Source organism: Microcoleus sp. T2B6, assembly GCF_036700475.1.
Lineage (GTDB): Bacteria > Cyanobacteriota > Cyanobacteriia > Cyanobacteriales > Microcoleaceae > Microcoleus.
Map to the genome: position 1 here is coordinate 1 of NZ_JAUBOZ010000159.1, position 11505 is coordinate 11505.

The following is an 11505-nucleotide window of genomic DNA, read 5'->3' on the forward strand; positions in this document are numbered from 1 at the left end:
CGTTCCGTTCTGAAGGAGAGGTAGGAGTGGTAACGCTCCTATCGACTCTAACTCCGTTGACCGTCAGGTTAGTTCACGCATCTTTCACAAACGCGGGAAAAGCATCAAATCTTCTCCCCTTCACCCCCATTGCCACAACATATAATTTATATGATCCGCAGTTGAGGAGAGCGAGTTTTGTTAAAAAACGATTAGTCAGGTTTGTCGTAATGACGCAACTCCTCAAAATCTTCAAAAGCTGACGGTTAACCATTAGATAATCGGTGCTTAATCCGACGTGGTATGAACTGTCTAGACTTTCGTCAGCTTGGCTTTTAGCTGGTATCTGACTGTTGCATAAACCGCTTTATAGGAAGCTTCAATGCTGTATTCCTGCTGCAACCACTCTTGAATCTCTCCATAGCTTTTAAAGCCTTCCTGGGGGTCGCTGAGGCGCATTGCCAAACTAGCGCGGGCCAGAGGAGGAATGGCCGGCTTGCGGCCGCCGCTGTGCTTTGTTTCGAGGAGTCCTTCGAGTCCGTCAGATCGGTACTTTCTCAGCCACCGCTGCACTGTAATTCGATTTACCCCGATCGTCATTGCCAATTCTTTAACTGTCTTAACGTGACAAATTTTGAACAGGTAAAGTGCTTGAATCTTTTGAAAGCCACTTGCCGTTTTTTGTTCAGTTAACAGGTTTTTTAGTTCTTCAATTGTCTCTGTGATGCTAAGTTTACATACTCCAGCCATATCAATTACCTCACGATTCGCGTTCTACAATACCTTTGTTTGACAATGGAGCAAAAGCTGCTCCTATCCTAAATGCTGACCTTTTGTTTGCCCTGAAGCAATACAAAAGCGATCGTTCTCATTAAACTTTTTCCTTCCTGGAGGCACTCAGACCCTCAAAAACCAGATTATTTTAACCTGGAGCAAGGTTGCAACGATTTTTTTTGTAAAAAACCCGGTTTCTGGGTCAGTTTTGTATTTGATGGACAAGCGTCATTGCTAATACTGATAGCCGTTAACCGATCGACTCTAAGATTAGCGACAATAGGTGACTCTTAAGGAATACCATTTATTCTCTTCTTGTTAAACATCTATCATGGTTTTCCTGGTATCTATTGGTAATTTTTGCGAACGTATGGGCGATTTTTAGTCATTAGGTGCTAGCAAACAGGCGAATGTCTGTACACCAGCGATCGCATTTTTATACAGACATTCCCCTACTCCCCGAAGTGCATTTCTGGCTTTCGCTGTGCGAGAAATATTGATACATCAACACTCTCATTACCCGGAGCGGGTAGCGCCGAGTGACGTTGCAACCGACTTTCACAGCAAGCGGGCAACTATCCGTGAAACTACTGGCTTTATCGCCAATTGAGTAAAACACGACGAGGGTGGCATTGTCAATTTCTCAGCATTACAGTATAAGTATCGGCTATTTTTGCCCGCCTGCTGTGATCGAAAGCGGAGTTCCTATGTGATCCTACTAGGAGTTTTTTGTGATCTTGGTCACATTGCTACTCAGTAAGCTCAACAACCCATAAAAAGTTATGGGTTGGATCGGAGTTTCCACGTAGAATCTTTGGGATTTAGTTAGGAAGTGCGATCGAACTTGTTGTTAAAATTTTGAAAGATAAATTTTTAACCAAAGGGAAAAGAGAATGCAGCTTTGTCCTTCACCCTGACCAAACCATCTAATTTATACTCAAACGTTGCAGATTGAGGGAAGTTTCACCCTGGGTGTGAATATTTCAGAATCTAAAACTGCAGAACATCCGGTGCAACCAGCTTGCTGACAGTATTCTTCATTTAAAAGGTGTAGAGAAGCCACAATGAACGTTGACGAACTGCTCAAGCTATATGCAATAGGAGAAAGAAATTTTAGCGGGGTCTACCTGCACGAGGTCTACCTCTACGAAGCAGAATTGATTGGAGCCAATCTGTATGAAGCCGACCTGATTGGAGCCAATCTCAGCAAAGCCAAACTCAACAGAGTCAACTTTGGCAAAGCCAATTTGTGCAAGATTAATTTGAGCAAAGCAGACTTAGGTGGAGCCGACCTCACAGAAGCACTTTTACTTGAAGCTAACCTGCATCGAGCTGAGTTGATGGGAGCCAATCTCAGTAAAGCAGACTTGAGCGGAGCTTCCCTGATCCAAGCAACTTTAATTGGAGCCAACATATCAAGGGCAACACTCAGCCGTGCCGACTTGCACGGAGTAAATTTTTACGGAGTAAACTTGCGTAGGGCCGTACTCACAGAATGCGATTTAATTGGGGCCAACTTGAGTAAAGTAGACCTTAGCGGAGCCGACTTAATGGGGGCGAGTCTAATTAGGGCAGACTTGACTGAAGCGATTTTAAGTGCGTCAGACTTAAGCGGAGCCAACCTGTTGGGAGCAAACCTCACAAAAGTCAACCTGAGCGGAGTATATCTTAAGGGTACAACGATGCCCGACGGCACGATTCACGACTAATTTATTTGTTAATTTTTATGGTTGCCGAGAACAGCGGCTAAAGGGTAATGAGCTTTTCATAAAAATTTTACGGGAAGCGGGAAACGAGCGTGGCTTTAGCCCTGAGAAGGAAGAACACGGGGATTTCAATCCCCGTGTTCTTTCTTCTTTAATTTGCCGAATGATGGGGGTCTTCTATGTATTTTTTCACGACCTCGCTACTAATATTGCCTGCTGTACTAACAAAATAGCTGCTCGTCCATAAAGATGGCAGCTTTTTCAGTTCAGGAAACTCAGCCATTAAATGGTGACTAGAACGCCCTTTGAATACTTTAATCACCAACGCAGGGGTGTCCATCGGCTTAACAGCTACGAACAGATGTACGTGATCTGGCGCTACCTCCAAGGCTAGAAGATCCCAACCTTTCTCGGTTGAAAGCGCTAAAAATATTTCTCGAAGTCTAGTTACTATGTCACCGACCAGAACTTTCTTGCGACGCTTAGGAATCAATACTCCGGACAGTTTTTGAGACAGAGGCTGAAACCCTCATTCTACCGTTAGCATTTGACCTCCCTGAGAAGGCTGAAACTCGCATTCTGCCGTTAGTGATTAAAAACTGTCCGGACTATTGAGGAATAAACACGAAGTGGTAGTTAAGTAGGAACTTAACGTGGTTGTGCGTTTGGTATTCGGGAAGTGGCAACATAAAGTTTTGTTGATATCGATTGAATTGTCAACTCTACTTATCTAAACTGAATAAATCACTTTTAGGAAAAAGAGGTGGCTAAAGTCAAAAGAACAATGGGAATACAGCAAGTATTGCTATCTCCCACTGAAGAAATTGAGGCGGTATTAGATTATCTTTGTCGGCAATCTGGCACCCTGTATAACAGTGCTGTCTATTTAGCTCGTCAGACATTTTTCAAGACAGGAAAACTGCTGACTGGAAAATTTGATTTATCTTTTGAACCGTCAATTTCCAAGTCAATTGTTGCTAAGTCGTTGCCTTCAACCCCCATGCAACAAACCTTGATGTCAGTTACGGAGGCGTTTAAAAGTTTCAAAGAGTTAAGGGCTTTGTACGTCCAGAATCAATTGCACTTTAAGCCTAAGCCTCCGAGCTATCTAACAGGGTCTAAGCTGTTCAAAGTAGCTTACCCAAATTCTGGAGGACTGAAGCCAACACTTGTCGGCAATCAGTTGAGATTTTCCTTGGGTGTGACAGTGCGGCGGTGGTTTGGGATTTCTGAATTCTTTCTGCCCATGCCGTCGAACATTGATTACTCTAAAGTTAAAGAATTCACTATTCTCCCTAAAAATGGTGTTTTCTACTTGGAAATGTCTTACGAAGTAGAATTACAGAAGCACGATTTAGATCCTAGTCAAGCGCTGTCAATCGATTTGGGAACTGCTGAGAATTTAGCTGCTTGCGTTGACACGTTAGGAAATTCTTTCTTGATTGATGCTCGCGCTATGAAGGCAATGAATCAGCTATGGAATAAGAAAGTTGCAACCAGGAAGGAAGGAAAGCCCACAGGTTATTGGGATAGCTGGCTAGACCGTGTAACCCGCAAGCGCAATCACCAAATGCGCGACGGACTCAACAAATCGGCTAAATTAATTATTGACCACTGCTTAAAGCATGGTATCGGTAATTTAGTGATTGGATGGAACCAAGGTTTTAAATCCAAGGCCGACATGGGTAAACTGAACAATCAAAAATTTGTTCAAATGCCTTTAGTAAAGTTGAAAGACCGATTAAAGCAACTCTGCAAATTGCACGGTATTAAGTTTACTGAAACAGAAGAAGCATACAGTTCTAAAGCTAGCTTTTTAGATGGAGACTCCCTGCCCAGATATGGTGAAAAACCGCCTGAGTGGAAAGCATCTGGAAAACGAATTAAACGTGGCTTGTATCGCTCTGCTGACGGAACTGTAATTAACGCAGATCTAAACGGTTCGGCCAACATTTTAAGAAAAGTAGCCAGTAAGTTAGGTGTAAACCTTGACCAACTGAGTAGACGGTGTTTGACCACCGTAGCGAGAGTAAGACTTTGGGCGCTGCCTAAAGCTGCTTTGTCCGCAGAATCTCAGCGCCTTCAGGCCTGAGAGTGTCAATACCCTAATTTATTGGCAGCGAAGTGTTTATTTGACACTCAGGTAAGGCCGAGAACTTCAATCTAGGGTGCTGATGGCGCACATAACTCCTACATACGGCAAGTCAAAAGATTTGTTGGGTGAACTTGTGTTATGGTGATTTTCAATTGCTTCGAGAAAAGCTATTTTAGATTTAATATTTTGGATTTTGGACGGTTAAAATGAAACTCAGAATCATCGCTGCTGCAACGTTGCTGAGCGCGATCGCCCCGATCGCTCCTGCAGCGGCCGAGAACATCCAACACACGCAACAATTACTAGCCACCCGACAGTGCCCCAACTGCGACCTCAGCAGTGCTGGCTTGGTTTTAGCCAACTTAACCGGAGCCAATCTCAAAGGTGCTGACTTGAGATTGGCTAACCTCAGCCGAGCCAACCTCACCGGGGCTGACCTCAGCGGTGCCAACCTCAGCGGCACCAGCCTGTTTGGCGTCAACCTGACGGGGGCGAACCTCACCGGTGCCAACCTCAGCGGTGCTGACTTGAGAAGTGCCTATCTCAGCGACGCCAATTTGCTCAACGCCAATTTAACTAACGCGCAACTGCTCGGAGCTAGAGGAATGCCAACAAATATCGGCACCGCTGAAGACTTCTACCGGTTGGGAGTGCTGGAAGCTCAAGCAGGAAACTACAGAAACGCCATTGATTATTACAATCAAGCCCTGAATCTGAAATCGGATTTAGCAGCCGTTTATTTTGCGCGCAGTATGTCTCGCGCTGACTTGGGAGAGTTCGCCGGTGCGGCTCAAGACGCTGCAATAGCAAACAAACTCTTTGCAGATCAAGGAAATCCCCAAGGTGAGGAGTTGTCAAAGCAGTTAGGCGAAGCCATTGTGGCGCGCCAAAAGCCTACGGAGCCCCGCACCTCCAGCCGAGGCGACTTTATGAGTCTTCTCGGTTCGATCGGTTCTGTGCTGGTGAAGTTGATCTTACCTTAAGGACTTGTGAACGGCCTGCTCCAACGACTTTTCATGCTGCACCAACTCAAGCGATGCAGAGCGTTTCATACACCCATCTGGCTTTACTAAACCTCTAATGTCTGTAAGGCAGATATACTTAGCCTAGTCTCAATATATGTGTCTAGGCTAGTTTTACTATTTAAGGACGGAATATGAATAGATTTGAAAATATATCAGTAAGGGGTTTTCGGCGTCTTCAAAATATTGAGCTTGAGATGAGAAATCTCATCGTCATGATTGGTGCAAACGGAGCAGGAAAAACTTCTTTTTTAGATGTTCTTTCAATACTAGCCGCTTCAGCAAGTGGAAATTTACATAATTTATTACAACTTAAAGGCGGCTTGAATGAAATTTTGACAAGAGGTAAAGTACAAGAACTTGAAATTGAAATTTCAATGCAAGTGCCAAAGGAACAACCTTTGAAGTACAGCTTAACATTGTCACCCAAAGGTTTGTCCTATGAAGTCAGAGACGAATCTTTAACACAGCAGAGAAATCCCAACAGAGCTGAACCATTCAAGTATATTGAATCACAAGGGTTGAATATTAAATATTTTCAAGAAGGCAGTGAACTTCTGAGACCGAATTGGGAGCATAATCCTCTCGAAACATCGCTTTCTCAAGTTCCTAAAATGTATAGTGAACCTGAGAACCTGAGAAAGAGCCTTGCTTCTTGCACATATTATGGAGCACTCGATGTTTCAGAGAAAAGTCCAATCCGTCTACCTCAAGCAATGCGCCCTGCAAAGTTGCCTGGAGCAAGCGGTGAAAACCTCGTTTCCTGTCTTTATGACCTTCGGGAGACGGATCGAGACAGTTTTGAAATGGTTGAAAATATCATTTCTGCTGCCTTTCCAGATTTCGATAGATTAAACTTTCCTCCGGTTGCCGCAGGAACTATGTCTATGACTTGGACAGATAGAAATTTTCCTCAGCCTTTCTATGTCCATGAGCTATCAGAAGGAACGCTGCGCTTCCTCTGGTTGGTTGCGCTCCTGCAAAGTCAAAATTTAACAACTATTACGTTGCTAGATGAACCAGAAGTTAGCCTACACCCGGAACTCTTAAGACACTTAGTTTATCTAATGAGAGAAGCTTCAAAACACACTCAACTGATAGTTGCAACACACTCAGATCGACTCATCAGATTTCTCGATCCAAGCGAGATTTTGGTCTGCGATTTGGAAGAAGGGGAGGCAAAAATGAGGTGGGCTGACACTCTTAACCTGGATAAATGGTTAGAAGATTACAGTCTTGACCAGGTTTGGGAAATGAATGTGATGGGTGGCCGTCCATGAGAATTGCTATTTTGGTTGAAGGTGCTACTGAAATGGCATTTAGAAAGAAGCTTCATGAGTTTCTGCAAAGTCGTTTAGAGCAAAAAATGCCCAGACTAGACTTTAAACCACAACATGGTGGAATTCCCAAGCAAGGGAAACTCAAGAAAATAGTTGAAACTCTCCTCGATAATGATGGCTATGATGCTGTAATTGCACTTACAGACGTTTATACCGGAAAGCCGGACTTTAAAGATGCCAATGATGCTAAAGAGAAAATGAGGACATGGGTAGGTGAAAACCCAAAATTCTATCCTCACACAGCATCACATGATTTTGAAGCATGGCTTCTTCCCTACTGGACAACTATCCAGAAGCTAGCGAAACACAATCTTTCTGCTCCTAGCGGTTCGCCTGAAACAGTGAATCATCAAAAGCCACCTTACTATTGGATTAAGGAGATTTTTAGCTCTGGAAAACGCGGAAAAGACTATAACAAAGTGATTGATGGAATGGCTATTTTGAAAAACAACGATCTGATGATTGCGATTAAAGCTTGTCCAGAGCTAAAAGCTTTTGTGAATCGAATTATCTCTCTCTGCGATGAAGATAAAATAATTTCTTGATGTCCGATGTTAGAGTCCCGACTTCTTAAAGAAGTCGGGACTCTGGGTGTTAAGTTTTTTAGGTTGTTCTAGTTAATTCAGCGGAATCTCGATCCAGAACTCTGTACCATGACCGGGTACAGAAACACATTTAAGTACGCCTTGGTGTTTCTCAACTACAATTTGGTAACTGATAGACAGTCCTAAACCCGTGCCCCGACCTACGGGTTTAGTAGTAAAAAACGGATTAAATATGTGAGAGATTAACTCTTTGGGGATGCCGTGACCATTGTCGGCAATGCAAATTCCTACCGTTTTTTCATCGATTAATTCAGTGCGAATCCGAATGCAAGGGGATGGGAAATCAGGAATCAAACACTCGGTGGTCGCATTTATATCTCCTGACTCGATAGGCAGTATTTGGGAGCTTAAATGCGTCGCCGCTGCACTTGCCGCTTTAAAGGGAAGATTCATAACTCGCTCTTTTTTTCCCATTTCTAGGGCGTCAAGGGCATTACCTATCAGATTCATAAATACCTGATTGAGCGAGCTGGCATAGCATTCTACTAAGGGCAAATTGGCGTATTCTTTAATGATTTCTACGGTGTCGTGATCGGAATTGGCTTTGATCCGGTGCTGCAAAATCAACAGGGTACTGTCGATGCCCTCGTGAATGTCAACGGCTTTTTTCTCGGTTTGATCGCTCCTGGAAAAATTACGCAAAGATACAACTAACTGGCGGATGCGCTCAACTCCGACTGTCATGGAACCCAAAATTTTTGGCAAATCTTCGGCAAGAAATTCGATGTCGATTGCTTCGGAACACTCGCTAATTTCTGGGTGGGGATTGGGGTAGTGCTGGCGGTAGAGTTCTACCAAGCAGAGTAAATCTTTGGTGTATTCGCTGGCGTGGGAGAGATTGCCGTAGATAAAGTTAACGGGGTTATTGATTTCGTGGGCGACTCCGGCCAGGAGTTGTCCGAGACTGGACATTTTTTCGGTTTGAATCAGTTGGGCTTGGGTATTGTGCAATTCTGTGACTGTTTTAGCTAGCTGTTCGGCTTTTAATCGATCGGCAGTTGCTGCATTAAGACTTTCTTGATAAAGTTCTGCTTGGTGAATGGCGATCGCAGCTTGAGCAGCTAAATGTTGCAGCAATTCCTGTTCTGCAGTTTGCCAAACTCTCGGCCCAGAACACTCATGGGCAATCAGCAACCCCCACAATTGCGAATCTTTGCCCATCATGGGCACAATTAAACTTCCTCTCACCTGCAACTCTTCCAAAAATTCGCGGTGACAGGGTGTTAAATCATCAGTATAAATATCATTAATTGCTCGCACCCGTCCGGCTCTATAAAAGCACTCTGAGCCTTCGGGAAAGCATCCTTGTGGAGATGTGATACCTAAAATTGACCGCCACTGGCCGCAAACAGCTTCGACAACTACCTCGCCCTCTTTGTCGGCAGCAAATTGGTAGATTACGGTGCGATCGGTATCCAACAAAACTCTGACTTCTCGCACAATAGTTTGCAGTATTATTTTTAAATCTAAGGTGCTGCGAATCTGGTCTCTAACTCGCGTCAATACTTTGGCAAAGTCCAAGGATTTTTGCAATTGGGCGGTGCGTTCTTGAACTTGGCGCTCCAAGTTGGCATTCAGAGTTTGCACTTCTTTATTAAGAACGTACTGCCCAATTGCCGAACAAAATTGGCTGCCTATAGCTAAAGCTTGCTCAATTTCCTCGTACTTCCACTCGGGCGACTGACCTTTTTTTATTTCTCGCCAGAGTTCAAAGGATTGTCTGGGAAGGGTTTGTGCCGCGCTGCTGTCAAAGCTGCCCGCCCACATTTTTTCCGTATCAATTGCATTGCGAAAAATGGTCAAACAGCCGACTACTTGTTGTTTGTAGTGGAGGGGAATTACCAGCAACCCCCTAATTTTAGTAGATTGGAAAGCGGGAACTAAAACTCTAAATAGAGGTTCTTTGTATAAGTCTGTAATTATCCCAACGGGGAATTGAGAATTAGTAAAACTCGCCAAGTTGGGAATTTGTTCGGTATTTTTGAATCCTTTAGTTAGCCATTCCTGCCAGAGGGGATGAGCTTCGATCGCCTTAACTTTTTCCCAGTTGGGAAGTGTCGGTTGTTCTCCTGTGGTGAACAGTTCAAAGGTAGCATCACTGTGGGTTGGGGCAATTGGCAATCCTCCTTCAATCTTGGGATATGATAACTTTTCACCGTTGATTTTCGGCTGGTTGAGATAGAGTCTGCCGCCGCTACCGCCCAAAGCGGTGACGGTGGCTTCTAAACCCTGTTGCAGTTGAATGTTTACGTGACCATACAACAGGGCTGCTATGCGGCTCACGGTAGCTTCGCGGGCCGCTTGAGAGCGGGTTTGCTGGAGGAGGAGCGCGTGGGCTATAGCGCTAGACAATTGATCTGATACGAGCTGAACTACTTCTAAATCTGCTGGTGAAATATTGAGGGGCGCGGAGTGGTGAGACACTAAAAGTCCCCACAGTTCGATGTGAATTTTTTGATTATTTCCTGGCTCGTATCGAGTCAGACACGTGGCAGCCTGGCAGATATCTGTTTTGCTGTTTTCCGACGCGATCCTGCGGTGCAAAATCGGCACGACTAAGGAAGATTGCACTCCCATTGCCATCAGGTAAGCTGTGTGGCAAGGATCGAGCGATCTGTAGTGGATCTCTTCCTTTACTAAAGGTTGACCTGTGTCTGCTGCATCGAGGGGACTCAGGACGATCGTCCCGGAGTTAACATCTATTATTGTCCGCTGGCGCAAAGTGACATACATCTCCCTGGCCCTGGCAGGAATGTCGTCTGCTGGAAAGTGCAGTCCTTTCAAGGAAGGGAGATGGTTGTTATTAATTGACTCAGCAACAACTTCTCCACTGCCGTCGGCACTAAACCTGTAAATCATAATGCGATCTGTTTTCAAAAAAGACCGCACTTCTGCTACCGTACTGGTTAAAATATCTTCTAATTCTAGAGATTGGCGAATGCGTTCTGTTATCCGCCGTATCAAAACTTCTCTGTCTAGTTTATAATGTAATTCTTGCGTATTTTCTCTGAGTTGCATAAATCTCCTTTTGTACTTATACAATGATAATAAGAAGTTTTGATGTGCTGTGGGAGCGTTTAAACTCAAATGCCTCACCCTGAGTTTTTGACTCAACCGATCTGTACAATTAATCCGTCGCGCACTTGTCAGAGACGACGGTGTATCGCCTCTGGTGGGCTGGGGTAAGTAAAATCTGCGATCGCGCCGGTTTAATCCTTGCCTTCAACAGGCAGAGCGACTTAAGCAAATAGTAATTATTATTTTAATGCTCTTATAAATTTCTCGCAATCTTAAACTCTCACTAGGAGAATTCTTCATTGTTAGGATAAGTTGACATTTGTTGTAGAACTTCATATAATGAGAATTAACGAAAGAATTTGAGCTTCTATCAGCGCCCCTGGTGCTGACTAATTTCTTGGCGCACGCTCATCAGAATTTTACCCAAATGATTTTGACCGGTTCGATCGCAGCCACACCCCCAGTAGTAATCCGTGGGCGAATCCTCGACAATGACTCGATCCCCTGTGGCGATGAGAATAGCTTGAATGTCTGTATGAGTGAGAAACTTAGTTAAAACTGCTTCGCGCATAATGGGAATTTTCACGGCTTCCCAATCAGCGCGAATCCGGTGGTTGGGATCGCGACCTAATTTAGCAGCTTCTTGAGGAGTTGCTACGGCTCGAATCGCCGCCACTAACCTTTCATCAGTGCTGACAAATTTTTGGGCTTGATAGTAATGTTCCACAGTCAACCAATATTGACCGTGCAGACAAATGTCGTGTAGTGAAAAATTAGAAAAGCAGCCGTAAGGCTCCTCTACTTTATAAAAATAAATTATCATAATTATTTGAGATTTTATATTTTACAGGATTTAGGTAGAATTTGACATCCACCCCGGCCGTACCGCGGGATTCCATCTATTCAAGCCAGTCAAAAATTGACAATTGCTTAAATTCTGGTGGGTTGACGCTTCTTTGGGTGCTG

General features: G+C 44.2%; 10 protein-coding genes and 1 pseudogene. 6 read left to right on the forward strand and 5 right to left on the reverse strand.

The window, feature by feature from the left end; translation table 11 throughout:
• The coding region (locus QUA00_RS34620; protein ID WP_333413033.1) for a hypothetical protein at positions 1–242 on the forward strand (242 nt) is incomplete at its 5' end.
• Positions 243–291: 49 nt separating this feature from the next.
• Here QUA00_RS34620 and QUA00_RS34625 read toward each other — a convergent pair.
• Complete coding sequence (locus tag QUA00_RS34625) at positions 292–729, reverse strand: helix-turn-helix domain-containing protein (RefSeq protein ID WP_333413035.1); 438 nt, start codon at positions 727–729, stop codon at positions 292–294.
• 1088 nt (positions 730–1817) lie between these two features.
• On the opposite strand from QUA00_RS34625, the gene QUA00_RS34630 reads away from it, so the two are divergent.
• Positions 1818–2462 (forward strand): pentapeptide repeat-containing protein, encoded by a 645-nt coding sequence (locus QUA00_RS34630; protein WP_333290385.1) that lies wholly within the window; start codon positions 1818–1820, stop codon positions 2460–2462.
• A 148-nt stretch (positions 2463–2610) separates the two neighbouring features.
• Here the strand turns inward: QUA00_RS34630 and tnpA are convergent, their stop codons facing one another.
• Both tnpA and QUA00_RS37020 read right to left on the reverse strand, forming a co-directional pair.
• On the reverse strand, positions 2611–2976 hold the full coding sequence (gene tnpA / locus QUA00_RS34635; RefSeq protein WP_333413045.1) for an IS200/IS605 family transposase: 366 nt from the start codon (positions 2974–2976) through the stop codon (positions 2611–2613).
• Positions 2977–3079: 103 nt separating this feature from the next.
• A pseudogene (locus tag QUA00_RS37020) lies at positions 3080–3148 on the reverse strand (IS200/IS605 family transposase); the annotation flags it as partial.
• Positions 3149–3222: 74 nt separating this feature from the next.
• Between QUA00_RS37020 and QUA00_RS34640 the strand changes: the two are divergent.
• From QUA00_RS34640 to QUA00_RS34655, 4 genes are all read left to right on the forward strand, one after another.
• Positions 3223–4551, forward strand: coding sequence for a transposase (locus tag QUA00_RS34640; RefSeq protein ID WP_333309451.1), 1329 nt, complete (start codon positions 3223–3225; stop codon positions 4549–4551).
• 209 nt (positions 4552–4760) lie between these two features.
• Positions 4761–5537 carry a pentapeptide repeat-containing protein gene (locus QUA00_RS34645; RefSeq protein WP_333413037.1) on the forward strand — a complete coding sequence of 259 codons (777 nt, stop codon included), beginning with the start codon at positions 4761–4763 and terminating at the stop codon, positions 5535–5537.
• A 173-nt stretch (positions 5538–5710) separates the two neighbouring features.
• Positions 5711–6856 carry an AAA family ATPase gene (locus QUA00_RS34650; protein ID WP_333147422.1) on the forward strand — a complete coding sequence of 382 codons (1146 nt, stop codon included), beginning with the start codon at positions 5711–5713 and terminating at the stop codon, positions 6854–6856.
• Positions 6853–7461, forward strand: a complete 609-nt coding sequence (locus tag QUA00_RS34655) for a DUF4276 family protein (protein WP_333413040.1) — start codon at positions 6853–6855, stop codon at positions 7459–7461. The genes QUA00_RS34650 and QUA00_RS34655 overlap by 4 nt, the downstream gene beginning before the upstream one ends.
• A 72-nt stretch (positions 7462–7533) precedes the next feature.
• On the opposite strand, the gene QUA00_RS34660 is transcribed toward QUA00_RS34655, so the two are convergent.
• Both QUA00_RS34660 and QUA00_RS34665 read right to left on the reverse strand, forming a co-directional pair.
• Positions 7534–10539: a GAF domain-containing protein gene (locus tag QUA00_RS34660; protein WP_333413042.1), complete on the reverse strand. Its 3006-nt coding sequence runs from the start codon at positions 10537–10539 to the stop codon at positions 7534–7536.
• Between the two features lie 370 nt (positions 10540–10909).
• Positions 10910–11362 (reverse strand): NADAR domain-containing protein, encoded by a 453-nt coding sequence (locus QUA00_RS34665; RefSeq protein WP_333413044.1) that lies wholly within the window; start codon positions 11360–11362, stop codon positions 10910–10912.
• Between the last annotated feature and the right edge of the window lie 143 nt (positions 11363–11505).